General features: G+C 74.0%; 27 protein-coding genes. 17 read left to right on the plus strand and 10 right to left on the minus strand.

The annotated features are described in order from the left end of the window. Positions 1-2: 2 nt before the first annotated feature. The 3 genes from ACFC0B_RS36620 to ACFC0B_RS36630 all read left to right on the plus strand — a co-directional run bounded on the left by ACFC0B_RS36620 (position 3) and on the right by ACFC0B_RS36630 (position 4,937). The gene (locus tag ACFC0B_RS36620; RefSeq protein WP_376096357.1) at positions 3-1,577 is read left to right on the plus strand and encodes an SCO6880 family protein; all 1,575 of its coding nucleotides are present in this window, start codon (positions 3-5) and stop codon (positions 1,575-1,577) included. Between the two features lie 38 nt (positions 1,578-1,615). Next, positions 1,616-2,965 (plus strand): ATP-binding protein, encoded by a 1,350-nt coding sequence (locus ACFC0B_RS36625; RefSeq protein WP_037849452.1) that lies wholly within the window; start codon positions 1,616-1,618, stop codon positions 2,963-2,965. 178 nt (positions 2,966-3,143) lie between these two features. Continuing rightward, complete coding sequence (locus tag ACFC0B_RS36630; protein ID WP_376096360.1) at positions 3,144-4,937, plus strand: bifunctional metallophosphatase/5'-nucleotidase; 1,794 nt, start codon at positions 3,144-3,146, stop codon at positions 4,935-4,937. Between the two features lie 84 nt (positions 4,938-5,021). Here the strand turns inward: ACFC0B_RS36630 and ACFC0B_RS36635 are convergent, their stop codons facing one another. The 5 genes from ACFC0B_RS36635 to ACFC0B_RS36655 all read right to left on the minus strand — a co-directional run bounded on the left by ACFC0B_RS36635 (position 5,022) and on the right by ACFC0B_RS36655 (position 10,564). Continuing rightward, positions 5,022-6,518 carry a sensor histidine kinase gene (locus tag ACFC0B_RS36635; protein WP_376096363.1) on the minus strand — a complete coding sequence of 499 codons (1,497 nt, stop codon included), beginning with the start codon at positions 6,516-6,518 and terminating at the stop codon, positions 5,022-5,024. Beyond that, positions 6,515-7,291: a response regulator transcription factor gene (locus tag ACFC0B_RS36640; protein ID WP_376096366.1), complete on the minus strand. Its 777-nt coding sequence runs from the start codon at positions 7,289-7,291 to the stop codon at positions 6,515-6,517. Before ACFC0B_RS36640 ends, ACFC0B_RS36635 begins: the two co-directional genes overlap by 4 nt. A gap of 57 nt (positions 7,292-7,348) precedes the next feature. Continuing rightward, positions 7,349-8,533 carry a S1C family serine protease gene (locus ACFC0B_RS36645; protein ID WP_376096369.1) on the minus strand — a complete coding sequence of 395 codons (1,185 nt, stop codon included), beginning with the start codon at positions 8,531-8,533 and terminating at the stop codon, positions 7,349-7,351. 94 nt (positions 8,534-8,627) lie between these two features. After that, positions 8,628-9,674 (minus strand): LacI family DNA-binding transcriptional regulator, encoded by a 1,047-nt coding sequence (locus ACFC0B_RS36650; RefSeq protein WP_376096372.1) that lies wholly within the window; start codon positions 9,672-9,674, stop codon positions 8,628-8,630. Positions 9,675-9,820: 146 nt separating this feature from the next. Continuing rightward, a complete protein-coding gene (locus ACFC0B_RS36655; RefSeq protein WP_376096375.1) occupies positions 9,821-10,564 on the minus strand; it encodes a response regulator transcription factor in 744 nt (247 codons plus the stop codon). 675 nt (positions 10,565-11,239) lie between these two features. Between ACFC0B_RS36655 and ACFC0B_RS36660 the strand changes: the two genes are divergently transcribed. The 7 genes from ACFC0B_RS36660 to ACFC0B_RS36690 all read left to right on the plus strand — a co-directional run bounded on the left by ACFC0B_RS36660 (position 11,240) and on the right by ACFC0B_RS36690 (position 16,145). After that, positions 11,240-11,539: a MoaD/ThiS family protein gene (locus tag ACFC0B_RS36660; RefSeq protein ID WP_376096378.1), complete on the plus strand. Its 300-nt coding sequence runs from the start codon at positions 11,240-11,242 to the stop codon at positions 11,537-11,539. Positions 11,540-11,544: 5 nt separating this feature from the next. Then, complete coding sequence (locus tag ACFC0B_RS36665; protein WP_376096381.1) at positions 11,545-13,179, plus strand: hypothetical protein; 1,635 nt, start codon at positions 11,545-11,547, stop codon at positions 13,177-13,179. Between the two features lie 155 nt (positions 13,180-13,334). Next, a complete protein-coding gene (locus ACFC0B_RS36670) occupies positions 13,335-14,051 on the plus strand; it encodes a DUF2993 domain-containing protein (RefSeq protein WP_376096384.1) in 717 nt (238 codons plus the stop codon). A 260-nt stretch (positions 14,052-14,311) separates the two neighbouring features. Continuing rightward, positions 14,312-14,392, plus strand: coding sequence for an Ms5788A family Cys-rich leader peptide (locus tag ACFC0B_RS36675; RefSeq protein ID WP_353652343.1), 81 nt, complete (start codon positions 14,312-14,314; stop codon positions 14,390-14,392). 248 nt (positions 14,393-14,640) lie between these two features. Continuing rightward, complete coding sequence (locus ACFC0B_RS36680) at positions 14,641-15,474, plus strand: sulfurtransferase (protein ID WP_376096386.1); 834 nt, start codon at positions 14,641-14,643, stop codon at positions 15,472-15,474. A gap of 39 nt (positions 15,475-15,513) precedes the next feature. Then, a complete protein-coding gene (locus ACFC0B_RS36685; RefSeq protein ID WP_344343425.1) occupies positions 15,514-15,804 on the plus strand; it encodes a DUF1416 domain-containing protein in 291 nt (96 codons plus the stop codon). A gap of 68 nt (positions 15,805-15,872) precedes the next feature. After that, a complete protein-coding gene (locus tag ACFC0B_RS36690) occupies positions 15,873-16,145 on the plus strand; it encodes a DUF3099 domain-containing protein (protein ID WP_376096389.1) in 273 nt (90 codons plus the stop codon). On the opposite strand, the gene ACFC0B_RS36695 is transcribed toward ACFC0B_RS36690, so the two are convergent. After that, entirely contained in the window at positions 16,139-16,507 is a 369-nt protein-coding gene (locus ACFC0B_RS36695; protein ID WP_376096392.1) for a DsrE family protein, read from the minus strand. The genes ACFC0B_RS36690 and ACFC0B_RS36695 overlap by 7 nt on opposite strands. A 272-nt stretch (positions 16,508-16,779) precedes the next feature. On the opposite strand from ACFC0B_RS36695, the gene ACFC0B_RS36700 reads away from it, so the two are divergent. From ACFC0B_RS36700 to ACFC0B_RS36710, 3 genes are all read left to right on the plus strand, one after another. Next, positions 16,780-17,382 carry an FABP family protein gene (locus tag ACFC0B_RS36700; protein WP_376096395.1) on the plus strand — a complete coding sequence of 201 codons (603 nt, stop codon included), beginning with the start codon at positions 16,780-16,782 and terminating at the stop codon, positions 17,380-17,382. 111 nt (positions 17,383-17,493) lie between these two features. Further along, positions 17,494-17,958, plus strand: coding sequence for a Fur family transcriptional regulator (locus ACFC0B_RS36705; RefSeq protein WP_376096398.1), 465 nt, complete (start codon positions 17,494-17,496; stop codon positions 17,956-17,958). Positions 17,959-17,977: 19 nt separating this feature from the next. Continuing rightward, positions 17,978-18,940 (plus strand): YgfZ/GcvT domain-containing protein, encoded by a 963-nt coding sequence (locus ACFC0B_RS36710; protein WP_376096540.1) that lies wholly within the window; start codon positions 17,978-17,980, stop codon positions 18,938-18,940. 13 nt (positions 18,941-18,953) lie between these two features. On the opposite strand, the gene dtd is transcribed toward ACFC0B_RS36710, so the two are convergent. Then, complete coding sequence (gene dtd / locus ACFC0B_RS36715; RefSeq protein ID WP_376096401.1) at positions 18,954-19,394, minus strand: D-aminoacyl-tRNA deacylase; 441 nt, start codon at positions 19,392-19,394, stop codon at positions 18,954-18,956. 523 nt (positions 19,395-19,917) lie between these two features. Here dtd and ACFC0B_RS36720 point away from each other — a divergent pair. The 3 genes from ACFC0B_RS36720 to ACFC0B_RS36730 all read left to right on the plus strand — a co-directional run bounded on the left by ACFC0B_RS36720 (position 19,918) and on the right by ACFC0B_RS36730 (position 21,865). Beyond that, a complete protein-coding gene (locus tag ACFC0B_RS36720; RefSeq protein ID WP_376096404.1) occupies positions 19,918-20,505 on the plus strand; it encodes an ABC transporter substrate-binding protein in 588 nt (195 codons plus the stop codon). Positions 20,506-20,582: 77 nt separating this feature from the next. Continuing rightward, complete coding sequence (locus ACFC0B_RS36725) at positions 20,583-21,542, plus strand: asparaginase (protein ID WP_376096406.1); 960 nt, start codon at positions 20,583-20,585, stop codon at positions 21,540-21,542. 107 nt (positions 21,543-21,649) lie between these two features. Beyond that, entirely contained in the window at positions 21,650-21,865 is a 216-nt protein-coding gene (locus ACFC0B_RS36730; protein WP_376096409.1) for a dodecin, read from the plus strand. Here the strand turns inward: ACFC0B_RS36730 and ACFC0B_RS36735 are convergent. From ACFC0B_RS36735 to ACFC0B_RS36745, 3 genes are read right to left on the minus strand one after another with little or no spacing between them, the layout of a single operon-like run. Next, positions 21,810-22,697 carry a heme ABC transporter ATP-binding protein gene (locus ACFC0B_RS36735; RefSeq protein WP_376096412.1) on the minus strand — a complete coding sequence of 296 codons (888 nt, stop codon included), beginning with the start codon at positions 22,695-22,697 and terminating at the stop codon, positions 21,810-21,812. The genes ACFC0B_RS36730 and ACFC0B_RS36735 overlap by 56 nt on opposite strands. Next, a complete protein-coding gene (locus ACFC0B_RS36740) occupies positions 22,694-23,764 on the minus strand; it encodes a FecCD family ABC transporter permease (protein ID WP_376096415.1) in 1,071 nt (356 codons plus the stop codon). Before ACFC0B_RS36740 ends, ACFC0B_RS36735 begins: the two co-directional genes overlap by 4 nt. Continuing rightward, entirely contained in the window at positions 23,761-24,804 is a 1,044-nt protein-coding gene (locus ACFC0B_RS36745) for a hemin ABC transporter substrate-binding protein (RefSeq protein ID WP_376096418.1), read from the minus strand. The genes ACFC0B_RS36740 and ACFC0B_RS36745 overlap by 4 nt, the downstream gene beginning before the upstream one ends. Before the next feature lie 148 nt (positions 24,805-24,952). Here ACFC0B_RS36745 and ACFC0B_RS36750 point away from each other — a divergent pair, with 148 nt between their 5' ends. Further along, positions 24,953-26,497 (plus strand): HtaA domain-containing protein, encoded by a 1,545-nt coding sequence (locus tag ACFC0B_RS36750; RefSeq protein WP_376096421.1) that lies wholly within the window; start codon positions 24,953-24,955, stop codon positions 26,495-26,497. The last annotated feature ends 35 nt before the right edge of the window (positions 26,498-26,532 follow it).

Consider the following 26,532-nt stretch of genomic DNA (forward strand, 5'->3'; position numbering starts at 1 on the left):
AAGTGAGCAGCGAACCACTCGGCCAGTACGGCGGCCCGTACGCCCAGCCGTACGTGCACCAGCGCCGTACCTACCTGATCGGCAAGGCCCGCCCGAACGCGCCGATCGGCCGGAACCGGGAGTCCGGCGAGATCGTGCTGATCATCTTCGGGGCCTTCCTCGGCATGGTCTGGGGCCTGATGATGCCGATCCTGCCGTTGCGCATCGCCGGCCTGGTCGGTCTGCCCGCGCTGGCGATCGCGGCGGTGTACGTGCCGTACCGGCGCCGGACGTTCTACAAGTGGGTGGAGATCAACCGGACCTACCGCCGGACGGTCCGCAGCGGCCGGGCGGTGTGGAAGTCGGACGCGATGGACGCCGGGACGCGGTTGGACGGCCGCGAGGTGGAGATCGGGCCGCCGCCCGGGGTGGGGCGGCTGCGCTGGCTGTCCGCGCCGTTCGGGCCGGACGAGGTCGGGGTGCTGATGCACCTGGAGCGGCGCACGGTGACGGCGGCGATCGAGATCGAGGGGCCGGGCGTCGGGCTGCGCGACTCGGAGGACCAGGAGGCGCTGGTCGACCGGTTCGGGACGCTGCTGAAGCACGTCGCGAACGGGGACGGCTTCGTGACCCGGCTGCAGATCCTGGCCCGCACCCTGCCGGCCGACCCGGACGCGCACGCCAAGGACGTGGAGCGGCGCGGGGACCCGGACGCGCCGCGCTGGCTGATGGAGTCGTACGACCAGCTGCAGTCGATGGTGTCGACCTCGTCGGAGCAGCACCGGGCGTACCTGGTGGCGTGCATGCACTACACCCGGGACCTCGCGGCCGAGGCGCACGCGATGGGCCGCACCGCGACGGACCGGCGGGCCCGGGACGACGAGGGGCTGGCCGCGGTGATGGCCCGTGAGCTGACGGACATCTGCGCGCGGCTGGCCGAGGCGGACATCCGGGTGCGGCAGCCGCTGGGCCAGGCCCGGCTCTCCTCGCTGCTGCACTCGATGTACGACCCGGACCACCCGATCGACCACATCCAGGCGATGTCGAAGCGGAACGCCTGGCCGGCCGAGCTGGACGCCACCAACCCGCAGTACCTGGAGGCGAAGACCCGCGAGTCGGCGACCCGGGAGCCGTGGTGCCACGCCACCGCGTGGATCAAGGAGTGGCCGCTGACCCCGGTCGGCGTCAACTTCCTGGCGCCGCTGCTGGTGCACACCCCGGACGTGATCCGGACGGTGGCGGTGACGATGGACCTGGAGCCCACCGACGTCGCCATCGAGCGGATGCTCACCGAGAAGACCAACGACGAGGCGGAGGCCAGCCGCGCCGCCAAGATGAACCGCACGGTCGACCCGCGCGACCTGGCCCACAGCGGCCGGGTGGACCAGCGCGGTGACGACCTGGCGTCCGGCGCGGCCGGCGTCAACCTGGTCGGGTACATCACGGTCTCCTCGCGCAACCCCGACGCGCTGGCCCGGGACAAGCGGACCATCCGGGCGTCGGCGGGCAAGAGCTACCTGAAGCTGGAGTGGTGCGACCGCGAGCACCACCGCGCGTTCGTCAACACCCTGCCGTTCGCCACCGGTATCCGCCGCTGAGCGGGCACCGGCCGAGCGACTGATCTGGAGGCCCCCGTATGGCGATCGGCAACCTCACCGACGCGTTCACCAGCCTGATGTTCGGCAAGGTGGAGACCACCCGGCTGCCGGTGCGCACGTCCACCGGCCAGGCGCAGGCGGTGTACCTGCCGACCGCCGCGCCGGGGCTGGGCGACTCCGGGGTGATCATCGGGCGGGAGGTGTACAGCGGGAAGGGGTACGTGTACGACCCGTTCCAGCTGTACGGCCAGCAGCTGCCGGCCCCGCACTGGCTGGTGCTGGGGGAGTCCGGCAACGGCAAGTCGGCGCTGGAGAAGACCTACGTGCTGCGCCAGCTGCGGTTCCGGGACCGGCAGGTGGTGGTGCTGGACGCGCAGGGCGAGGACGGGGTCGGCGAGTGGAACCTGATCGCCAACGCGCTGGGCATAAAGTCGATCCGGCTGGACCCGATGGCGGCCCGGGACGGCGGGGTGAAGCTCAACCCGCTGGACCCGGCGATCACCCAGACCGGGCAGCTGTCGCTGCTGCGCACCATCGTCGAGGTGGCGATGGGGCGCGGGCTGGAGGAGCGGGCCGGCTTCGCGCTGAAGGCCGCGCACGCGCACGTGGTGGCGACGGTGCGGGACCGCCAGCCGGTGCTGGACGACATCATCGACACCCTGCGCAGTCCCGAGCTGTCCTCGGTGGAGTCGCTCGGGGTCGCGGTGGACGAGGTGCAGTCCTGGGGCCTGGACGTCGCCCTGGTGCTGGACCGGCTGGTCGACGGTGACCTGCGGGGCATGTTCGACGGGTCGACCACCGAGGGCATCGACCTGGACGCGCCGCTGATCGTCTTCGACCTGTCGCACATCGACCGCAACTCGATCGCGATGCCGATCCTGATGGCGATCGTCGGGGTCTGGCTGGAGCACACCTGGATCAGGCCGGACCGCAAGAAGCGGATCTTCCTGGTCGAGGAGGCCTGGCACATCATCAACAGCCCCTTCGTGGCGCAGCTGTTCCAGCGGCTGCTGAAGTTCGGCCGCCGGCTGGGCCTGTCCTTCGTCGCGGTGGTGCACCACCTGTCGGACGTGGTGGACGGGGCGGCGGCCAAGGAGGCGTCGGCGATCCTCAAGATGGCCTCCACCCGGACCATCTACATGCAGAAGGCCGAGGAGGCGCGGGCCACCGGGAGGGTGCTCGGCCTGCCGCGCTGGGCCGTGGAGATCATCCCCACGCTCTCGCCGGGCATCGCGGTCTGGGACGTGAACGGCAACGTCCAGGTGGTGAAGCACATCATCACCGAGGCGGAGCGTCCGCTGGTCTACACCGACCGCGCGATGACCGAGGACGCGGTGGCCGAACGGGTGCGCGCAGACCGGCAGTTGGCGGCCGAGCCGGGCGTCTGAGGGCGGCCCGGCGGAGAAAGTCCGACGACGATTCGTCCGTAGGTAACCCTGTCGTTACGTCCGGGGTCCTGACAGCTACGCGCGTTGACTCTAGGCTGCACTCGCGCAACGACACTCGTCTCGCGCGCCCGGGCCTGTCCACAGCTGGGCGCTCTCACAGGTGCAGGGGACCCCCTACATGCTCTCCGTCAGAACCCGACGGTCGGCGCTGGCCGTCGTCGCCGCGGCCGGTCTCGTCGGCACGGTGGCCATGCCGTCCGCGGCCCAGGCCGCGACCGCGAAGAAGCCCAAGACCGTCAACCTCCAGTTGCTGGCCATCAACGACCTGCACGGCAACCTGGAGCCCCCGGCCGGCTCGTCCGGCACCATCCGGGAGATCGACCCGGCCACCGGCCAGCCGGTCAGCACCCCGGCCGGCGGCGTCGAGTACCTCGCCACCGCGCTGCGCCAGGCCCGCGTCCCCGCCGACGACTCGATCACCGTCGCGGCCGGCGACCTGGTCGGCGCCTCCCCGCTGACCTCGGCGCTCTTCCACGACGAGCCCACCATCGAGGCGCTGGACAAGCTCGGCCTGGACGTCACCTCGGTCGGCAACCACGAGTTCGACGAGGGCTCGGCCGAGCTGCTCCGCCTCCAGAACGGCGGCTGCCACCCGACCGACGGCTGCTACGAGGAGGGGCGCACCTTCAAGGGCGCCAACTTCAACTACCTGTCGGCCAACGTCACCAGCGAGAAGACCGGCAAGCCGCTGCTGGCCCCGTACTGGGTGACCAAGTCCCAGGGCGTGAAGATCGGCTTCATCGGCGTCACCCTGGAGGGCACGCCGAACATCGTCACCGCCGAGGGCGTCAAGGGCCTCAAGTTCGCCAACGAGGTCAGCACGATCAACAAGTACGCCGCCGAGCTGAAGGCCAAGGGCGTCAACTCGATCGTCGCGCTGATCCACGAGGGCGGCCTGCCGGCCAGCAGCACCTACAACTACGACTGCGGCGCGGCCGGCCAGGGCATCTCCGGCCCGATCGTCGACATCGCCAAGAACATCGACCCGGCGGTCGGCGCCATCGTCACCGGCCACACCCACAACGCGTACGCCTGCACCATCCCGGACCCGCAGGGCGTGCCGCGCTCGGTCACCAGCGCCGCCTCCTTCGGCCGGCTCTACACCGAGATCGACCTGAAGCTCGACAAGACCAGCGGCACCATCGTGCGCCCGTCGGTCAAGGCCGAGAACCACATCGTGCGCCGGACGGTCGAGAAGGCCCCGGACATGACCCAGCTGATCAACCGCTACTCGAAGCTGGCCGCGCCGATCGCCAACCGTCCGATCGGCTACATCGCCTCGGACATCAACGGCCGCGGCAACAACGACCCGGAGAAGCCGCTCGGCGACGTCATCGCCGACGCCCAGCTGGCCGGCCTCGCGCCCGCCGACAAGGGCGGCGCGCAGGTCGCCTTCATGAACCCCGGCGGCATCCGCTCCGACCTCGTCCACAAGGCGAGCGGCGCCGAGGGCGACGGCGTGGTGACCTACGGCGAGGCGTTCACCGTCCAGCCGTTCACCAACATGATGCAGGTCAAGACGCTGACCGGCGCCCAGCTGGTCCAGCTGCTCCAGCAGCAGGTCAGCGGCTCCAACGAGGCCTCGCCGAAGATCCTCCAGCCGTCCAAGTCGCTCAGCTACACGCTGGACATGCGCAACAAGGGCGCGGACCGGATCGTCGTCGACTCGATCCGCCTCAACGGCGCGCCCGTCGACCCGGCCGCCAAGTACCGGGTCGCGGCCAATGAGTTCCTGGCCGGCGGCGGCGACGGCTTCCCGGCCTTCGCGGCCGGCACCGACAAGCTCGTCGGCGCCTCCGACCTGGACGTCTTCGCCGCCTACCTCGGCGCCAACAGCTCGGCCGCCGCGCCGCTGAAGGCTCCGGCGCAGGACCGCATCAAGGTCATCACCGCGGGCAGCACCACCGGCTGAGCCGGGGGTCGCCGGCCGTGAGCCGGTCGGGGGCGGGACGCTGTCGGGGCGCCCCGCCCCTTCTCCGTTCCCCCGGCGGGCCTCCTAGGCGGGCGCCGGGCCGCCCGGCAGGCGGACGGTGGCCAGGGTGCCCGGGCCGCCGTCCGGGGCCGGGCCGAGCGACACCTCGCCGCCGGCCTCCCGGACGCTCTGCGCGACGATCGACAACCCCAGGCCCGAGCCGGGGAGCTGACGCGAGGACGGGGAGCGCCAGAAGCGGTCGAAGACGTAGGGGAGTTCGTCCGGCGGGATGCCCGGGCCGTGGTCGCGGACGGTCAGCACGCCCCCGTCGAGCCGGACGTCGATGGTGCCGCCGGGCGGGCTGTACTTCACCGCGTTGTCCAGCAGGTTGATCACCGCACGCTCCAGGGCGGCGGCGTCGGCGTGCACGTACCAGGGCGCGGCGGCGGTCTCGAAGACCAGCCCCGGGCCGCGCAGCTTGGCGCGCTCCACGGCCCGCTCGGCGATCTCGTGCAGGGCGACCACGGCGAGCGTGCGGACCGGCTTGGGGGAGTCCGGGCGGGAGAGCTGGAGCAGGTCGCCGATCAGCACGGTGAGCTCCTGCATCTGGGCCTTCATGTTGCCGAGCAGCTTGGTGCGGGTGGCGGGCGGGAGCGGGCGTCCGGTGTCGTCGCTGCGGATCAGCAGGTCGACGTTGGTGCGCAGGGAGGTGAGCGGGGTGCGCAGCTCGTGGCCGGCGTCGGCGATCAGCCGGGTCTGCCGCTCGCGGGAGTTGGCGAGCGCGGTGCTCATGGAGTTGAACGAGGTGGAGAGCCGGGCGATCTCGTCCTCGCCCTGCACGGGGATGGTGGTGCCGACCTCCTCGGTGCGGGCGATGTGCTCGACGGCGTCGGTCAGCTGGTCGACGGGCTTGAGGGCGGAGCGGGCGACCAGCCGCCCGGCGACGGCGGCGAGGATGATGCCGCCGAGGGCGACTCCGCCGAGGAGGAAGGCGAGCTGGCGCAGGGATTCGTCGACGGCCTTGGTGGAGGCGGCGACCATGACCAGGGTGGGCGGGAACGCCTGGGGCTTGATCCAGGAGATCCGGACGAGGGCGGGTTCGCCGTTGGTGTAGTGGCCGTCGCGGATGACGAACTGGTTCTGCTGGAGGTTGAGGACCGCGGTGTCGTCGGGATCCGGGACGATGGCCTTGGCGGCGATGTCGGGCAGGCAGTACAGCGGGATCTGGCCGGTGATGACGTACTGGGTGTCCCGGGGGGCGGCGGCGCCGGCCGGTGGTTGCGGGGCGAAGTTCTGGATCTTCTTGAGCGCGCTCTGCGGGGTGGTGGAGCAGTTGTCGAGGGCGGCGGGCGGACCGAATCCGCGAGCGTTCTCCAGATCGCTGCGGACCACGCCGTACATCCGCTCCTCCACGATGAACCAGCACGCCAGCGCCGACAGCGCGATCGCCACCGCCACCGCCGCCGCCGTCAGGAAGGTGAGCCGGGAGCGCAGGGAGCGGGCGCGGTACCAGGTGGTGAGGCGGCCGCGGCGCGGGATGCGGGGCGGGGTCAGCGGGGGCGGGGGGACGGTGGGGCTCACGCGGTGGTGCCGGCGGCGGGGCGGAGCGCGTAGCCGACTCCGCGGACGGTCTGGATGAGCCGGGGCAGGCCGCCCTGCTCGGTCTTGCGGCGCAGGTACATCACGTACACGTCCAGCGAGTTGGACGAGGGCTCGAAGTCGAAGCCCCAGACCGCCTTGAGGATCTGCTCGCGGGTGAGCACCTGGCGGGGGTGGGCGAGGAACATCTCCAGCAGCATGAACTCGGTGCGGGTCAGTTCGACCGTCCGGCCGGCCCGGGTGACCTCGCGGGTGGCGGTGTTCATCCGCAGGTCGGCGAAGGCGAGGACGTCGGTCTCCTCCTCGACGGCGGCCGCCCGGGCGGCGGCCTCGGTGGCGAGCGCGCTGCGCCGCAGCAGGGCGCGCACCCGGGCGAGCAGCTCGTCGAGTTCGAAGGGCTTGGCGAGGTAGTCGTCGGCGCCGACGTCCAGACCGGTCACCCGGTCGCCGACGGCGTCCCGGGCGGTGAGCATCAGTACCGGGACGGTGTCGCCGCGCGAGCGCATCCGGCGGACGGTGGTGAGGCCGTCCATCCGGGGCATCATGATGTCGAGCAGGATGAGGTCCGGTCGGTCGCGTTCGACGGACTCCAGCGCCTCGTAGCCGTCGGTGGCGGTGGCGACCTCGTAGCCCTCGAAGGCGAGGCTGCTCTCCAGGGCGTCCCGGAGCGCGGGTTCGTCGTCGACCACGAGGAGCCGGGCGGTGGTCTGCTGCCCGGGCTCGGCGGGGGTGCGGTCGTCGGCGGACGGGGTCATCGGCGGTTGCCCTTTCTGGTGGCGGGAGGGCCTGCTCGGGTCAATTGTCGGACGTGCTCAGACGTTCTGGCCGGACTGCAGCTTCGGCAGCACCTGCTTGATGTCGTCGATCGGGATGGCGAAGCCGAGGCCGACGCTGCCGGCTCCGCTGCCGCCGGCGGTGGCGCTGGACCCGCTGGGCGAGTACATGGCCGAGTTGATGCCGATCACCTGGCCGTTGGCGTTGATCAGCGGGCCGCCGGAGTTGCCGGGGTTGAGCGCGGCGTCGGTCTGGAAGGCCTGGTAGGTGGCGGTCTCGCCGCCGCTCGGCGGGGTGCTGCCGCGCAGTCCGGGCAGGTTGGGGAAGCCGAAGCCGCCGTTGCCGCTGGTGGTGCCCTCGTCGAGCTGGACGGTGACCTCGCGGTGCTCGGCGCTGATGATGCCGGAGGTGACGGTGCCGGTGAGGCCCTCGGGGTTGCCGATGGCGACGACCGGGTCGCCGACCGCGACGGCGGAGGAGTCGCCGAGGACGGCGGGGGTGAGGCCCTTGGCACCGGTCGCGGTGATCACGGCGGCGTCCAGGGCCTTGTCGGTGCCGGTGAGGGAGGCCGCGGCGGTGGAGCCGTCGTGGAAGGTGACGGTGATCCGGCCGCCGCCGGCCGCGCCGGAGACCACGTGGTAGTTGGTGAGGATCTGCCCGCCCGTCGTGAGCACCACGCCGGTGCCGGTGGCGGTGCCGTTGGCGGTCTGCACGGCGATCTGGACGGCGCTGGGCGCCACGGCGGCCGCGACGGCGGCGACGTCGGCGCTGCCGTCGGTGCGGGCGGCGACCGGGCCGGCGACGGTGCCGGTGCGGGTGGCGGAGCCGTGGTCCCGGGCGGCGACGACGCCGCCGGTGACCCCGCCGAGGACGGCGGCGATCGCGGCGACGGCGGTGACCAGGGCGAGCCGGCCGCGCAGCAGGCCGTTCCGGGCGCGGTGGCCGGGGCCGCCGGGGGTGCCCGGTGTGCCCGTCTCGGGCGGGAACGGCGGGGCCGGGGGAGGGGGCGTGCCGGCGGCGGGGTGGGCGGCGCTTCCGTGCCCGGTGCTTCCGTAGCCGGTGCCGTCGTACCCGTCGTACCCTTCGTTGCCCTCGTACCCGGCGTGGTCCTGCGGGGTGCTGTCGAGGACGGTGCCCGGGATGATCCGGGGCTGCGGGGACCCGTACGGGCCGTCGTACTGCTCGCCGTCGGTGCGGTGCCGCCACTGCTGGTGATCGCTCATGGCGACCAACGTCCGCCCGGCGGATGAGAATCCGATGAGAGCCCGCTCAGAAGGCCCCGAGAAGCCCGTTGACTTCTCATAAAGCCTGGTCAGGCTAGGAGCCGGCGCCGTCCGGCGAGCAGCCGCAGGAACGCCGCACGACCAGGCGCGACGGGAAGATGCGGACCCGTTCGGTGTCCGAGCCGGGCACCATCAGCGAGTCGTCCAGCACCAGGTCCACCGCGGCCCGGGCCATCGCGTCGCGGTCGGAGGCGACGGTGGTCAGCGGCGGGTCGGCGAGCGCGGCCTCCGGCACGTCGTCGAAGCCGGCCACCGCGAGGTCCTCCGGCACCCGCAGGCCCAGCTCGCGGGCGGCCCGCAGCACGCCGATGGCCTGGTCGTCGGTGGAGCAGAAGATCGCCGGCGGGCGGTTCTCGGAGCGCAGCAGGTCGAGCGCCACGTCGTAGGCGCCGTAGCGGTGGAAGGGGGCGTCGACGAGGTGCGGCTCGGTGGGCAGGCCGTGCGCGTCCATCGCGCGCTGCCAGCCCTCGACGTGGTCGATGACCGGGTCGCCGGGCGCGGGGGACTCGACCGGGCCGCCGAAGCAGGCCACGTACGGGTGTCCGTGCACCTCCAGCAGGTGGCGGACGACCGTCTCGGCGCCGGCCACGTCGTCGGTGACCACCGCGACGTCGTCGATCGCCTCGGGCCGGCGGTGCAGCAGCACCACCTTCGCGCCCTCCATGGCGGCGAACTCCTCGGCGGCCCGCTGCGAGGGGCCCTGGCTGACCAGGATCAGGCCGGAGACCCGCATGCCGAGGAAGGCGCGGACGTAGTGGACCTCGCGGTCGTCGACGTAGTCGGAGTTGCCGATCAGCACGAGCTTGCCGCGCTCGGAGGCGGCCCGTTCCACGGCGTGCGCCATCTCGGCGAAGAAGGGCTGCCGGGCGTCCGGGACGACCATGCCGATCAGGTTGGTGCGGCGGGAGGCCATCGCCTGCGCGACGCTGTTCGGCCGGTAGCCGAGCTGCTCGATCGCGGCGAGCACCTTCTCCCGGGTGGCGGGCGCGACCGGGCGCGGTCCGTTGTTGATCACGTAGCTGACGACCGCGGTCGAGGTACCAGCCAGTCGGGCTACATCGTCGCGCGTCACTTTGGCCACGGGGGGAGTCTACGCGTGTGGCGTGCGCCCGGGCAGTGGGGGACCCCGCGCCCGGCGGGTGCGGCGCGGGCGCCGGAGGCGCGGTCGGGGCGAATCCGGGCAGACCGGACGGGGCGGCGCGACGGCGGCCCCGCCCGGTCGGCCGGTCACGTGTCCAGGACGGCCGGGGAGCGCCGGGCGGGCGGCTCGGCCCGCTCGGCGCGCTCCCCCTTGTCCCCCTTGTCGGGGATGACGAAGCGGTAGCCGACGTTGCGCACGGTGCCGATCAGGCCCTCGTGCTCGACGCCGAGCTTGGCGCGCAGCCGTCGGACGTGCACGTCGACCGTCCGGGTACCGCCGAAGTAGTCGTAGCCCCAGACCTCCTGCAGCAGCTGCGCCCGGGTGAAGACCCGGCCGGGGTGCTGGGCGAGGTACTTGAGGAGCTCGAACTCCTTGAAGGTGAGGTCGAGCACCCGGCCCTTGAGCTTGGCCGAGTAGGTGGCCTCGTCGACCGAGAGGTCGCCGCTGCGGATCTCCATCGGACTGTCGTCGGTGGTGACCTGGAGCCGGCCCAGGGCGAGCCGCAGCCGGGCCTCGACCTCGGCGGGGCCGGCGGTGTCGAGCAGGACGTCGTCGATGCCCCAGTCGGCGGTGACGGCGGCCAGGCCGCCCTCGGTCACCACCAGGATCAGCGGGCAGCCGATGCCGGTGGAGCGCAGCAGCTGGCAGAGGCTCCGGATCTGCGGCAGGTCGCGCCTGCCGTCCACCAGGATGACGTCGGCGCTGGGCGTGTCGACCAGGGCGGCACCCTCGGCGGGGGCCACCCGGACGCTGTGCAGCAGCAGGCCGAGTGCGGGCAGGACCTCCGCGGAGGGCTGCAGCGCGTTGGTGAGGAGGAGCAGAGAACTCATACCCGGTAGTCCCCTTTCCGGGTCGTCGCGGTCGCGTTCCGGCCGCCACAGCCGGAGGGCGCACGTGCTGGTAGGGGGGAGGAGGACGTCCGAGGGGAGGCGGGGGACACGGTGGCGCGCGCGGCCGAACGGGGCACGCCCTGGGGGTCCCGCAACCCCCGGTGCACCGTTTCTGCCCTGCTCATCCGCGAACCTTCCGGTCCTGGCCCGTCCCGGGCGGCGGCCCGGAGCCGGGGGTGTCCGACGCCCCGGCCCGGTCCCGGCACATCGTCGTGCCGCGTCTGGCGGGGCGGTCCCTGCGACACGCCGGGGGTGGGCCGACGATTCGCAAGGACGTCCGTACTGGCGTCCTGAAAGCACAAAAGGATCCGGGGGCGACTCTGCCCGGATCCCTCGGGGACCGAGGATAGCCGACCGGCCCCCGCACCGGGAGGGCTCGAATCCGGCGGTTCGGCCTTTTCGGGCGCGCCCCGGGTGAGCCCCGCCACAGCTTCGCGACGGCGCCGCCGGGCGTCGGGCCAGGGCGATTGCCGCTCGCGCGGGCGAACACGCCATCATGGGGGACGCATCGGCGGCACCGTGCGCGTCCACCTTTCGGGGGAGGCGGGGGTGCCTCCGGTGGTGGACCCGGCCGGGACACCCGGGCCCGGGCGAGGACGACGAGAAGGGGTTGCCATGGGCGCGACCACCGGGCACGACCCGGCGGCCGCCGTTCGGGTGAGCGGGACGATCCGCTACTGGGCGGCGGCGAAGTCGGAGGCCGGGGTGGCCGAGGAGCCGTACCTGGCGGCGACCCTGGCCGAGGCGCTGGCGCAGGCCGCGGAGCGGCACGCGGACCGGCCGAAGCTGGTCCGGCTGCTCGGCCACTGCTCCTACCTGGTGGACGGCTCGCCGGTGGGTGGCCGTGACCGCGCGACCGTGGCCCTCACCGAGGGCGGGACGGTCGAGGTCCTTCCCCCGTTCGCGGGCGGGTGAGCGGGATGACCGGAACTCCCGAGGGGCAGCAGCCGCAGCCGCCGTACCAGCCGCAGTACCCGTACGGGCAGCCGCAGCCGCAGCCGCAGCAGGCGCAGCCTCAGCAGCAGCCGCCGCAGGGCTACCAGCCCGGGCAGGCGCCTTATCCGTACGCCCCGCCGCAGGCGTACGCGCCGGATCCTTATGCGCAGCAGGGGCACGCGGCGCAGCCGCACGCCCCCGGCGCGGGCCACGCGCCCTACGGTCAGCAGCCCTACGGTCAGCAGCCGTACAGTCAGCAGCCCTACGGCCAGCCGTACGGCCGGCAGCCCTACCCGCAGCCGTACGGGGCCGGGCCGGGCGTGGACGACGCCGCCACGGCGCTGCTCCCGCCGGTGCCGGCGCTGGACGACGCGGCGGCGACGACGCTCCTGCCGCCCGTCCCGCCGCTGGACGACGTGGCGGCCACCACGCTGCTGCCGCCCGTTCCGGCGTCGGGCCCGATGCCGCCGGTCGCACCGGGGCAGCCGCCGGCCGGGCAGCCGGGCCAGCCGTCGCCCCAGGGGCCGACCGGCCCCTCCACCGGGCCGCGGCGCGGCCGCTCGCACCGCCGGGCGGAGCCCGCCCCGCCCGCCGGGTCGCACGCCCCCGCCGAGGCTCCCGCCCAGGCCTACGCCCAGGCCCCCGTGCCGACCCCCGACCAGGGGCAGGGCCTGGACCAGCCGACCATGACGCTGAAGCGCCCGGAGCCCCCGGCCCCCGTGCTGACCGACCCGGCTGCGGCCCGCGCCGCCCGGGCCGCCCGGGCCGCGCAGAACGCCCACGCCGCGCCCGCCCGACCGGCCGCGCCGTTCCCCGGCCCGGCCCCGTCGCTGGGTGCGCAGCCGTTCCCGGCCGCGGCCCCGGCCGTCCAGCCGTCCCCGGTGCGGGCGCCGGCCCCGGCCGCGCCCGTCCGGACCGGTTCGCCGATCAACGACCCGGGCCTCCAGCCGGCCCTGATCACCGCCGGCGCCGCCGCCCTGCTGGCCGGCGGCGCGGCGCTCGGCCAGGTGGCGCTCGCGCTGGTGCTCGTCCTGCTCCAGGGCCTGACGGCGGCCGGCTGGTTCCGGCTGAACGGCATGTGGCCCGCCCGCCAGGGCATCGCGCTGGCCGCGCTGTCCGGTGTGGTGGCCGACGTGTCGGTGCTGCTGGCCGACGAGGACGGCGGCACGGCGGCCGTGGTGGGCACCCTCGGCGGGTTCTTCCTGCTGGTCCTGGTGCTGCAGACGTTCCGGCCGGCCGATCCGAAGGAACGGTTCTACGCGCTCACCGTGCTCGGCTCCGCCACCGTCGTGACGGTGCTCTGCACCACGCTGCTGCTGGCCGACTGGGTGCCGGCGGCGGTCGGCGCGGTCGCCCTGGCGACCCTGCTGGCGGCCGCGCCGCTGCCCGGACCGCGCTGGGCGGGCCCGCTGCTGGGCCTGCTCGCGGCGGTCGGCCTGGGCTTCGCGGTCGGCGCGCCGCCGTTCCTGGGCGTGGCGGCCGGCCTCGGCGCGCTGATCGGCCGCCGGGTGGCGGGGTACGACTTCCCGTCCCGGTTCGTGCACATGACGGCGGGCGTGGCCCTGCCGCTCGCGGTGTCCGCGCCGCTGGTCTGGATCGCCACCGCGCTGCTCGGCTGACCGCCGCCCCGTCCCGCCCCGGAACCATGCTCCGGGGCGGGACGTCGTACGGTCGTGCGGAAGCGGCCGCACCGGAAGGCCCGGCCCGCCGTGGCGGCGGCACACCGGGACCGGCGAGGACGGACGACGGCGACCGGCGACGACGGGGGAGAGCGATGCGCGGCTGGCTGAAGGCGACGATCGGCGTGGTGGTGCTCTCGGGAGTGCTGGTGGGCGCCGACCGGATCGCCGTCGGCGTCGCCGAGGACGAGGCGGCCGAGCAGATCCTGAAGAGCGGCCGGATGAGCGGGAAGCCGGACGTCTCGATCGAGGGCTTCCCGTTCCTCACCCAGGTCGTCTCGCGGAAGCTGGACGACGTGCGGATCTCCTCGGACGGGCTGACCGTCGGCGAGGGCAAGGACAAGGTGGCCCTGCACGCGTTCCGGGCCGAGCTGTCCGGGGTCGAGGTGAGCGGCAACATGAGCAGCGCCGTCGTGGACCGCGGGAGCGGTTCCGCGCTGATCACCTACGAGGACCTCTCCCGGCTGCTGCCGCCGGCCTCGGAGCTGGTGCCGAACGCGGGCCGGCTCTCGCTCGGCGCCGGTACCCGGCTGAGCCTCTCCTACGGCGGCCCGGGCAAGGTCAAGGCCTCGATGGGGCCGTTCCCGGTCGGCGACGCGGCCGTGCACAGCCAGGGCGACACGGTGACGGTGGACGGCTTCAAGCTGAGCTCGATGGCCTCGCTGCTGGCCGGGGTGTCCGACCAGAGCCTGGCCCCGATCAGCTTCACCCTCTCCGCCCTGCCCGCCGGGCTGGACCTGTCCTCGGTCACGCCCCGGGAGGACGGCCTCCAGCTGGCCTTCGACGGCAAGGGCGTCAAGCTCATCGGCTGACGCCACCGCCTTCCCGCAGCCCTTCCCGCAGCCCTTTTTCTCGTCCTTCCCTCCGTTCCGCTCCGCGAGACGCGCTGTCCAGCGCCGGCCGCGGAGCGGTGCCGTTCCCGCCCGTCGGCCGCCCTCCGGGCCCCCGCCGTCCGTCCCCCGGCCGGTTCCCGACGCCCATGAAATGGTCAAATCCCACGATGCGAGCCATCTGGTCTCGCCATTCGATACGCTGATGACAGCGGGCGCCGGGTGTCCCTAGCATCGTCCGCATGAAGCGACAGACGGACCTCACCAAGCGGCGGGCGGTAGACCTGTGCCGCGTGTCCGCCTGTCTGTGTCGAATGCGCTGACTCGGCGTTCAGGCAGGGCAGTTGCCCCCATCGCCGAATTCCCCGGTGACCGCCGAGGGCCCTCCGGGCCGGGCGTCGCCGCCGTACTCCGCCACATCTCGCCCGGTCGCGCCGCGCACCGCCGTCCGTCCCACCATTCGGACAGGAATTCGGACCGATGGCCGACGGGCACCCGCACCACCGCTGAGCAGCAGCACCCGAAGCAGCGAGCACCTTCCGCCAACCGCCCCCGGATGGAGAACATCACCATGAGCCGCAGCGACGTCCTGGTCGACGCCGACTGGGTCCAGGCCCGCCTGGACGACCCGAAGGTCGTCATCGTCGAGGTCGACGAGGACACCTCCGCCTACGAGAAGAACCACATCCGCAACGCGGTCCGGATCGACTGGAAGACGGACCTCCAGGACCCGGTCCGCCGCGACTTCATCGACCAGGCCGGCTTCGAGGCGCTGCTCAGCGCCAAGGGCATCGCCAACGACGACACCGTGGTGCTCTACGGCGGCAACAACAACTGGTTCGCCTCCTACGCCTACTGGTACTTCAAGCTGTACGGCCACGGCGACGTCCGCCTGCTCGACGGCGGCCGCAAGAAGTGGGAGCTGGACTCCCGCGACCTGGTCGTCGAGGTGCCGCAGCGCGCCGCGACCGAGTACAAGGCGCAGGCCGCCGACTCCTCGATCCGCGCCTTCCGCGACGACGTGATCGCCGCCATCGGCACCCTCAACCTGGTCGACGTCCGCTCGCCCGACGAGTTCTCCGGCAAGCTGCTCGCCCCGGCCCACCTCCCGCAGGAGCAGTCGCAGCGCCCCGGCCACGTGCCGACCGCGCGCAACGTCCCGTGGGCGAAGAACGCCAACGACGACGGCACCTTCAAGAGCGACGACGAGCTCAAGGCCCTGTACGAGGCCGAGGGCGTCGACCTGGCGACGGACACCATCGCCTACTGCCGCATCGGCGAGCGCTCCGCGCTCACCTGGTTCGTGCTGCACGAGCTGCTCGGCCAGGAGAACGTGAAGAACTACGACGGTTCCTGGACCGAGTACGGCAGCCTCGTCGGCGTGCCGATCGAGCTCGGCAACTGAGCACCGGCTCCACCCGTAAGGCAGAAGGGAAACAAGACAATGTGCGGTGCGAAGGCCGGCGGCCCGGACCTGGCAGGAGTTGACGTGGCGAACGAGACGATCATCCAGGGTTCGGTGACCCGCGACGGCGAGCCGGTCAACGGCTACGTCCGACTGCTCGACGAGAACAACGAGTTCACGGCCGAGGTGCCCACCTCGGCGACCGGCCAGTTCCGGTTCTTCGCCCGCCCGGGCAAGTGGACCCTGCGCGCGCTCATCCCGGGCCAGACCGTGGACCGCCAGGTGGTCGCCTCCCAGGGCAACCTGACCGAGGTCGCCATCGCCGTCTGACCGGCGACGACCGACAGCAGTACCGGGGGCCCCTGCCGCGCGGGGGCCCTCGGGCATACCGTGGAGGGGTGCAGTCCCGACGGCGGCGCCGCTACTACTACGCCATGATGGGCGTCTGCCTGGGCCTCTTCGTGCTGGCCTGGGGAGCGGTGCGGTTCGTCTCCGTCCCGGCGGCCGTGGCGCTGTGCGTGTTCGCCATGGTCATCCCGCCGGCCGCCGCGGTGTTCGCCAACAAGCGCGACCCCGAGGACGACTGGTGGAACGACCCGCGCTGGGAGGACCCGAAGTGGGACGACCCCGGCCACGACCGGGACCGCCCCGACCACGAACCCCGTCAGTAGACGAGCGCCTGCACGCCGTCGGCCATGACCTCGCTGACGAAGACCTGCGCGCCCGCGATCCGGGCACCCTCGATGAGGTCCTTCTCCTCGATCCCGCGCCGGGCCGCGCACTGGGTGCAGACGGTGATGACGCCGCCGCCCGCCAGGATCCCCTCGATGAGGTCCGGCAGCGGCGCGGCGTGCGGCAGCTCGAACTCCGCCGCCCGCCCGGGCAGGGCGAACCAGGACGACTCCCCGGTCAGCCAGAGCGACACCTCGACACCGCTGGCGACGGCCACCGCCGCCACCGTGAACGCCTGCGAGCACCGCTCGGGGGCGTCCGCCCCGGCGGTGACCTTGATGACGAGCTTCTTCGAAGACATGCCGACACCCTAGATCGCCGACGTGGCGGGGCTCACCGAGACCCTTCCCCACCCGCCGGATAGAGTGAGCGGCAGCAAAATCCACCACACTGTCGCCGCAATGGGAGCCACCCGTGTCCGGTCTGGAAATCTTCTTCGACGGTCTGCTGGCCCTCATGGCCGTGCTGATCACCTGGTTCGCCATCTTCTCCGTGATGAAGCTCTACCAGGGCCAGCGCTGAGCACTGCCGTACGGTTGAAGTACTCCCGCACCGACGACAGCGACCAGGAACATGATCGAGATCCCCTCTGACCTCCACAAGGACGTCGTCCCGCTCGCCTTCCTCCTCGGCACCTGGGAGGGCGCGGGCGTCTACGCCCCTCTGCCGGGCGAAGGGGGTCCGGGCGCCGAGAAGTGCAACTTCGGCCAGGAGATCGTCATCCGCCACGACGGACGGCCCTTCCTGGAGTTCCGCTCCCGCACCTGGGTGCTGAACAGCGAGGGCGAGAAGGTCCGCCCGCTGGAGAACGAGCACGCCTTCTGGCGCATCACCAGCAACCAGCACGGCACCAGCGGTGTCCGCGGGGTCGAGATCTCGTCCGTCCGCGACGACGGCACGGTGGAGATCTGGTACGGCGAGCTGGCCGACGGCAAGCCGCAGATCGACGTCTCCACCGACGCGGTGGCCCGGATCGAGGGCTCGCCGGAGTACTCGGGCGGCAAGCGGCTCTACGGCTTCGTCAACGAGGAGCTGCTCTGGGTGGGTGAGAAGGCCGCCCCGAACGTCCCGCTGCGTCCGTACATGTCGGCCCAGCTGAGGAAGGTGCTCTCGCCGGCCCAGCTGGTCAAGGACATCAACGACCTGCCGGACGACGGCATCGCCTTCTTCAAGTAGGCCGTCGAACGGGCGCGGCCGCCCGCGGCGGCGCGCACACGGGTAGGGACCGGCCCCCGGCCGGTCCCTACACTTGGTCCAGGACCCCCGACGTATGGCAGGGACAGGACCGTGGCGGACACCGGCACCACCGACTGGCAGCTCTCCGGCGACTGGAAGGCCGACCTGCGCGAGCGCGGGTACCGGCTGACCCCGCAGCGGCAGCTCGTGCTGGAGGCGGTCGACGCGCTCGACCACGCCACCCCGGACGACATCCTCTGCCACGTCCGGCAGACCGCCAGCGGCGTCAACATCTCCACCGTCTACCGGACCCTGGAGCTGCTGGAGGAGCTGGGCCTGGTCTCGCACGCCCACCTCGGCCACGGCGCCCCGACCTACCACCTGGCCGGCCGCCACCACCATCTGCACCTGGTCTGCCGGGACTGCGAGAAGGTCACCGAGACGGGTACCGAGATCGCCCAGCCGCTGATCGACAGCCTCCGCGCCCGGCACGGCTTCGACACCGACCTCAAGCATTTCGCCATCTTCGGCCGCTGCGCCGACTGCACCGCCGAGCGCGCCTCGGGGCGGTCGTAAGCTTGCCGGTATGACCGGTCTGAAGAGCCCGCTGCTTGCCCTGCCCGGAGCCGTCCCCGCCGAGGGGGCCGACGAGGGCGTGGCCGCCCACTACGGCGACCTCTTCCGCGAGCAACGGAACCTCTCCCGAGGCACCGGCTTCGTGGACCTCTCGCACCGCGGCGTCATCACCGTCACCGGGGCGGACCGGCTGAGCTGGCTGCACCTGCTGATCACCCAGCACGTCAGCGCGCTGCCGCCGCAGCAGGCCACCGACGCGCTGGTGCTCTCCGCGAACGGGCACGTCGAGCACGCGCTCTACCTGGTCGACGACGGCACCACCACCTGGGCGCACGTCGAGCCGGGCACCCAGGAGGCGCTGGTCGGCTACCTGGACAGCATGAGGTTCATGTACCGGGTCGAGGTCGCCGACGCGACCGCCGACTACGCGGTGGTCCACCTGCCGGCCGGCTCCACCGCCTCCGCCGAGGGCGCGGCCGCCGTCCGCGAGCTGCCGTACGGGCGGGACCTCTTCCTGCCGCGCGCCGAGCTGGCGGAGCGGACGGCGGGCTACGGCCCGGCGGCCGGCGTCTGGGCGTACGAGGCGCTGCGGATCGAGGGCCACCGGCCGCGGCTCGGCTTCGAGACCGACCACCGGACCATCCCGCACGAGGTGGACTGGCTGACCAGCGCCGTCCACCTGCAGAAGGGCTGCTACCGGGGACAGGAGACGGTGGCCCGGGTGCACAACCTGGGGCGGCCGCCGCGCCGGCTGGTCTTCCTGCACCTGGACGGCACCGAGGAGGTGCTGCCCCCGCACGGGGCGGAGGTGCGGCTCGCCTCGGACCCGGAGGGGCGGGCGCTCGGCTTCGTCACCTCCTCGGCGCGCCACCACGAGCTGGGGCCGATCGCGCTGGCCGTCGTGAAGCGCAACGTCGCGGTGGACGCGGTGCTGCTGGCCGGCACGGTGCCGGGGACCCAGGACGTGATCGTCCCGCAGTAGGGCCGGGCCCCGGTCAGACCTCGACGAGCACGGTGAACGGGCCGTCGTTCACCAGGGCGACCTTCATGTCGGCGCCGAAGCGGCCGGTCTCGACCTTGGCGCCGAGCGCGCGCAGCTGGGCGACCACCTCGTCCACCAGCGGCTCGGCGACCGGGCCGGGCGCGGCGGCGTTCCAGGTGGGGCGGCGGCCCTTGCGGGCGTCGCCGTAGAGCGTGAACTGGCTGATCACCAACAGCGGCGCCCCGATGTCCGAGCACGACTGCTCCACGCCGTTCCCGTCCGCGGGAAGCAGCCGCAGCGTCCACAGCTTGCGGGCCAACTGGGCCGCCTTGGCGGGGGTGTCGTCGTGGGTGACGCCCACCAGGACGCAGAGCCCGGGCTCCTCGATCGCGCCGACGGTCTCCCCGGCCACCGTCACCCGGGCCTCGGTCACTCGCTGCACCACTGCTCGCATGCGGCCATTCTGCCGGAGCCGGCGAGGGGCGTGAGCAGGCACCCGGGGCGCGCAAAGCCGTAGCCCACGCCGGGTAGCGTGCGCCTGCGTGCGGCATGGCGGTGTTCTCCCGGCGAAAAGCTTCGGTCGTATCAACCACCCCTCTTCGCCAGGGGGCCGTTCGGGTGCACGGGCGGTGCGGCGGCGGCGGGCGGGGTGGCACGCTGGGGGACCGTACGAGGGCGGTCCCGCCGCTCCGCCGCACAGGGCGGGGGCGGTCGGACGCGTCCGAGGTCCGGGGCGCCGAGGTCCGCCGCGCCGGGCCCGGTTCGGCCCGGGCGGCCGAGCCGGTAGGGCAGGCGTTCTGGTCGTGTCGCCCCGGCGGGTGGCCACGGCCGGGGGCGGGAACCTCCGCGGGCGTCCGGGCGTGCCTCCGGACGGGAACGCGCCACCGGCGCGCGCGGCGGTTGACGGGCCGGACCGGCGGCAGGCGACGGGGCGCCGCGAGTGGGTGGGATCGGGACGACGGCAGGTGGGTTGGTTGATGGACGCGATCAGCGCGGCGCAGGACCGGTACGGGCGGCTGCCCGAGGGGCCCGGGGCCGGCCCCGAGCCGGACCTCGGACGGTTGGGCCTGGAGCAGCTGCGGACCCTGCGCCGGGACACCCTGGAACAGGAGGCCGACCTCTCCTACCTGCGGCGGCTGCTGCACGGCCGGATGGACATCCTGCTGGCCGAGCTGGACCGCAGGCCGGGAGCCGGGGCCGCCCGCCCGGCGGACGCGGCGGAGCCGGCCGGCGCCCTGCTGGAGCGGCTGCCGGCCATCCTGACGGACGCGCCGTCCACGGTCCGCCGCTCGGCCCGGCACGTCACGCTGGGGCCGCCGCGCGGGCAGCAGTCCCAGCTGGAGGCGGACGCGTTGATGGGCGACGTCCAGCTGGCCGACCTGGCGGCGCACCCGGCGGAGGAGCTGCTGGCGGCCCTGGAGCGGCTGCGGGAGCACGAGCGCGAGGTCTCCGGCCGGCGGCAGCGACTGCTGAGGACGGCGGACGGCTGCAACGCCGAAATCACCCGCAGGTACCGTGATGGGGAAGCACGGGTCGACGACCTGCTCGCAGGCGGCCCGCTCTGACAGGTGCGAGGGCCGCCGGGGGCGGGGACGGGCCCGGCTCGCCCCCGGTTCACCCTCACCTCCGGAAGGCTTTCGCCATGTCCAATTCCGCCCCTCTGCCCGTGCTCGCCGAAGCGGTTCGCTCGGGTTTCGTCGAGGGCCGGCACCACGGTTCGCTGGTGCTGCTGGCCGCCGACGGCTCGGTCGACTTCACCCTGGGCGCGCCGGACGCGCCGGTCTTCCCGCGGTCCTGCGCCAAGCCGTTCCAGGCGGTGGCCATGCTGCGGGCCGGCCTGGCGATCGAGGGGGAGCTGCTGGCGCTGGCGGCCTCCAGCCACTCTGCGGAATCGTTTCACCTTGACGGCGTGCGGCGGATCCTCGCCGACGCCGGGCTGGACGAGTCCGCCCTGCGCACCCCGGCCGACCTCCCCCTCGACGGCACCGAGGCGGAGCTGCACCTGCGCTGGGGCGGCGACCACGAGCCGATCCTGATGGACTGCTCCGGCAAGCACGCCGGCTGGCTGGCCGCCTCCGTGGCCAACGGCTGGCCCACCGACAGCTACCTCGACCCGGAGCACCCGATCCAGCGGCTGGCCCGCGAGGCCCTGGAGGAGGCCGTCGGCGAGCCGGCCGCGCACGCCGGGGTGGACGGCTGCGGCGCGCCGCTGCTGGCCGTGAGCCTGACCGGCCTGGCCCGCGCCTACCGCGGCCTGGTGCTGGCCGAGCCCGGCACCCCGCAGCGCCGGGTCGCCGACGCGATGCGGGCGCACCCCGAGTACGTGGCCGGCACCCGCCGGGCCGACACCCGGCTGATGCGGGCGGTGCCCGGGGCGCTGGCCAAGATGGGCGCGGAGGCCGTCCAGGTGGTGGCGCTGCCGGACGGCCGGGCGCTCGCCTTCAAGATCGAGGACGGTGCCGAGCGGGCCCGCGGCCCGGTGCTGGCCGCCGCGCTGCGTCGACTCGGGGTGAGCACCGGCGACGGCACGCTGGAGCGGATCGCCACCGTCCCGCTGTTCGGCGGCGGCGTGCCCGTCGGCGAGGTCCGCGCGGCGTTCTAGCCGCCACCCGCTGTCGGCCGCTACTCGCGCGCCCGTCTCCGCATGCGGACGGACGGCCCCCGGTGCACGGTGGACCGGGGGCCGTCGCACAGCTGAGGGAGTCCGCCATGAGCGAGCACGTGTACCGGGTGACCGAGATCGTCGGGTCCTCGACCGAGAGCATCGACGCCGCGATCCGCAACGGCGTCGAGCGCGCCTCCCGGACGCTGCGCCACCTCGACTGGTTCGAGGTCTCGCAGGTCCGGGGCCACCTCGCGGACGGGCAGATCAAGCACTTCCAGGTGTGCATGAAGGTCGGGTTCCGGCTGGAGGACGAGAGCTGACCTCCTGGCCGCGCTCCGGCAGCACCAGCGGCAGCCCCGTGCGCGGGTGCGGCAGCACCTCGACCGGGTGCCCGTACACCTCGCTGAGCAGCGGCCCGCGCAGCACCTCGGCGACCGGCCCGTCGGCGACGGTCGCGCCGTCGGTCAGCAGTACCACCCGGTCCGCGTAGGCCGCCGCGAGCGACAGGTCGTGCAGCACGACGACCACGCCGTCCCCGGCGGCGGCCCGGGTGCGGGCGAGGCGCAGCACCAGTTCCTGGTGGCGCAGGTCGAGCGCGGCGGTGGGTTCGTCGAGCAGCAGCAGGGCGGTGCGCTGGGCGAGCACCCGGGCCAGCGCCACCCGGGCCCGTTCGCCGCCGGAGAGCGCGGTGAACGGCCGGCCGGTGAAGCCGGCGGCCTCGGTCGCGGCCATCGCCTCGGCGACCACCCGCTCGTCCTCGGCGGCGGCCGCGGTGCCGGCCCAGGGGGCGCGGCCCATCCGGACCACCTCGTCGGCCGGGAACGGGAAGGAGATCGCGGCCGCCTGCGGCAGCAGCGCCCGGCGCCGGGCGAGGTCGGCGGGCCGGTAGCCGGCGAGCGGGCGGCCGTCCAGCCGGACCTCGCCGGCGGTCGGCAGGAGGTCGCCGGCCAGGACGGAGAGCAGCGTGGACTTGCCCGCGCCGTTCGGCCCGAGCAGGGCGACCACCTCGCCGGCGGTGACCCGGACGTCCGCGCCGGCCAGCAGGTCGCGCCCGCCGACGGTCAGCCGGACGGCCTCGGCGGTGAGCAGTTCGGTGCCCGGGGCGGGCCGTTCGGGTACCTCGGGGCGGCCGCGCAGCGTACGGAGCCTCATGCCCAGCCTCCCTGCTTGGTCCTGGTGCGGCGCAGCAGCCAGAAGAAGAACGGGCTGCCGATCAGCGCGGTGAGCACACCGAGCGGGAGCTCGGCCGGTTCGGCCAGGGTGCGCGCGGCGAGGTCGGCGGCGACCAGGACGAGCGCGCCGCCGAGCGCGGAGGCGGGCAGCAGGAAGCGGTGGCCGGGGCCGGCGACCATCCGCAGCAGGTGCGGGACGACCAGGCCGACGAAGCCGATGATGCCGCTGACGGCGACGGCGGCGGCGGTGAGCAGGGCGACCAGGGTGATCAGCACCAGCCGCATCCGCTCGACGTCCACGCCGAGGTGGCGGGCGGGCCGTTCGCCGAGCGCCAGCAGGTCCAGCGGGCGGGCGTAGCGGGGTGCGACGGCGAGGCCGACGAGCGCGAACGGGAGGACGGCCAGCACCTTGCCCCAGGTGGCCTGGGAGAGCGAGCCGAGCTGCCAGAAGGTGACCTGGCTGATCGCCGCGGAGTCGGCGGTGAACAGGAACAGGCCGATCAGGGCGCCGCAGAAGGCGTTCACCGCGACGCCGGTGAGGATCAGCGTGACCACCTCGGTGCGGCCGCCGGAGCGGGACATCGCGTAGACCGCGAAGACCGTCAGCAGGCCGGTGGCGAAGGCGGAGGCGGTCACCGTCCAGGTGCCGAGCGCGTCCAGGCCGAGCACGATGCAGCCGACCGCGCCGACCGCGCCGCCGGAGGAGACGCCGATGACGGCCGGTTCGGCGAGCGGGTTGCCGAACACGCCTTGCATCAGCGCGCCCGCGCAGCCGAGCGAGCCGCCGACCAGCAGGGCGAGCACCACCCGGGGCAGCCGGACGTTCCAGAGCACCGACTCGGGGACGCGGTCGAGCGCGTGGCCGCCGAGGCCGAGCCGGTGGCCGACGGAGGCGAGGATGTCGCCGAGCGGGATGCGGTAGGCGCCGATGCCGGCCGCGAGCAGGGCGCAGAGCAGCAGGGCGGCGGCGAGGCCGGCGGTGATCAGGGCGGTGCGGCTGGTGCGCCCGGGCGCGGGAACGCTCCGGTCGGTGACGGCGGCGGTCACCGGGCGGCCTTCGGGTAGAGCTGCTTGGCGATCTCGCGGATCACCTGCGGGGTGCGCGGGCCGTAGCTGAGCAGTTGGCCGTCCTCGATGGAGACGATCCGGCGGTCGAGTCCGGCGGGGGTCTGGGCGACGCCGGGCAGCTTGAGCAGGCCGTCGACGCCGCCGACGGAGTCGAGTCCCTTGCTCATCACCAGGATCGCGTCGGGGGCGGCCTTGACCAGGGCCTCACTGGTGAGCGGGGTGAAGTCGCCGCTGAGCCCGGCGGCGGTGCCGGCGTCCTCGCCGCCGACGGCCTCGATCAGCGAGCCGGCGCCGGAGGCCGGGCCGCCGAGCAGGTAGACCGAGGCGCTGCCGCGCAGGTAGAGGAAGGCGACCTTGGGGCGGCGCTCGACGGCGGGCAGGGCGGCCCTGGCCTCGGTGATCCGCTGCTCGGTGCGCTCCTTCAACTGCCGTCCGGCGTCGGGGACCCCGAGGGCGGCGGCGACGGTGTCGATGCGCGGGCCGACGTCCTCCAGCCGCTTGGCGTCGTCCAGGACGAGCAGCGGGATCCCGGCCGAGCGGATCTGCGCGATCGCCTCGGCCGGACCGGTGGAGCGGTCGGCGAGGACGACGGTCGGGTGCAGGGAGAGCACGCCCTCGGCGGAGACGTCGTGGGCCTGGGTGATCACGGGCAGGGCCGAGGCCTGCTCGAAGGTGGTGGAGACGTCCCGGGCGACGACCTTGGGGCCGAGGCCGAGGCTGAAGACGATCTCGGCCAGGCTGCCGTTGAGCGGGATGATCCGCTCGGCGCTGGTGACGGTGGCCGTGCGGCCGTCGGCGGAGGTCGCGGTGGCGGGGAGCTGTGGGGTCGGCGCGTCGGGCAGCGGTTCGACCGTGTCCGGGGCGCGCGAGGCGCCGGGCCCGGAGGCCGAGCCGGCGGCGCCGATGGCCGAGCCGCAGGCGGTCAGGGCGAGCAGCAGACCGAGGAGGAGCAGCAGGATCGCGGGGCCGCGGGCGGCCCGATGTCGGGTGGTACTGCTGCTCAACGTCGTTCCCTTCATTGGGAGTTGTCGCCGCCGGTAGGTGGGGTGCGGGGGTGCCCGGCGGGGCTCTTGACTCATATATTAGGTTAGCCTTACCTAAAGACCGCAAGGGGGTCGGCGATGCGCCGACCCCGCTTTCCCCCTGTCGCGCCGAGGAGTGATCCGCGTGCCTCTGCCCCATCGGCTCCGCCGTCTGACCGCCGGCCTGGTGGCCGCCCTGGCGGCCCTGCTGACGGTCGCCCTGCTGCCCGGCCAGGCGGTGGCGGCCGAGGGGCGGGTGTCCGGCGGGCGGCTCGACTGGGGGATCAAGCAGTCCTTCCTGACGTACGTCACCGGGCCGATCGCCCAGGGGAGGTGGTCGCTGACCGGCGGCGCGGCCACGGTCGCCGGCAGCGGCTTCCGGTTCCACTCGGCGGCCGGCACGTACGACCCGGCGAGCGGTGCGCTGAGCGCCGCGTTCTCCGGCGGGGTCCGGTTCACCGGGCACCAGGAGAACGGCGCCGACGCGCTCGACCTGAGCATCGGTCGGCTCACCTTCCGGGCCGCGGCGGGCGGCTCGGCCGGGCTCTACGCGGACGTCAGCAGCAAGTCCCGGGAGACCGGACAGGTCAGCAGCGCGAGCCAGGCCAAGCTGGCGGACCTCTCGCTGGCCGGCGTCGACCTGCGCGGCGCGTCCGGCACCCTGACGCTCAGCAACGTCCCGGCGACGCTGACCGACGCGGGCGCCAAGGCCTTCAGCGGGTTCTACACCGCGGGGACGGCGCTCGACCCGGTCAGCCTGTCGGTCAACCTTCCGGCGGCGCAGCCGACCCCGGCCGCGCCGAGTGCCACCGCGACGCCGACCGCCGCCCCGAGCGCGACCGCGACCGCGTCCGCGTCCGCCTCCGCCTCCGCCTCCGCGTCGCCGAGCGCCGCACCGTCGACCGCTCCGGCGGCTCCGACCGACACCCCGGCCCCGACCGGCGCTCCGGCCGCCGCCACCGAGTTCGGCAACGGCGCGCTCGACTGGGGCGTGCGCCGCACCTTCCGCGACTACGTCACCGGCTCCATCGCCCAGGGCCGCTGGGAGCCCACCGCCGGCGCGGCGGACGGCGGCGCGTTCTTCCGCTGGACGCCCGCCAAGGGCAGCTACGACCCGGCGAGCGGTGCGCTGAGCGCCGCGTTCTCCGGCAGCGTCCGCTTCACCGGCCTGAAGAACGGCGACGCCTACGACCTGGACCTCACCCTGGCCAACCCGGGCGTCACCGTCGCCGACGGCAAGGGCGTGCTGCGCGCCGACGTCTCCGGCCGCACGCCGGACGGCGCCGCGCAGCAGCTCACCGGCGTCGAGCTGGCGACCTTCGACCCGGCCGGCCTCAAGTCCGAGGGCGGGCTGCTCAAGGCCGTCGAGCTCCCGCTCACGCTCACCGAGCCGGGCGGCAAGGCCTTCGGCGGCCTCTACCCGGCGGGCACCGAGATGGACCCGCTGAGCTTCGCCGTCGCCCTGGACCCGGCCGCCGCCCTCCCGCCGCTGCCCGACATCGGCAGCGCCCCGGCCGTCGCGCCGAGCCCGTCCACCACGCCGGTCGCCGCCACCACCGACGCCGGCGGCTCGGACGGCGTGCCGACGGCGGCCGTGGTGGCCGGAGGCCTGGCCGTCGCCGCGCTGGCCGTGGCCGGTGGCCTGTTCGTCGTCCGCCGTCGTCGCGCCACCCCCACCGACGCGGCCTGACCGCTCCCCCTTCCCCCCTGTTCATCGATCGGAGT

The sequence above is a fragment of the Kitasatospora sp. NPDC056184 genome, from assembly GCF_042268405.1.
In the GTDB taxonomy this organism is placed as follows: Bacteria; Actinomycetota; Actinomycetes; order Streptomycetales; family Streptomycetaceae; genus Kitasatospora.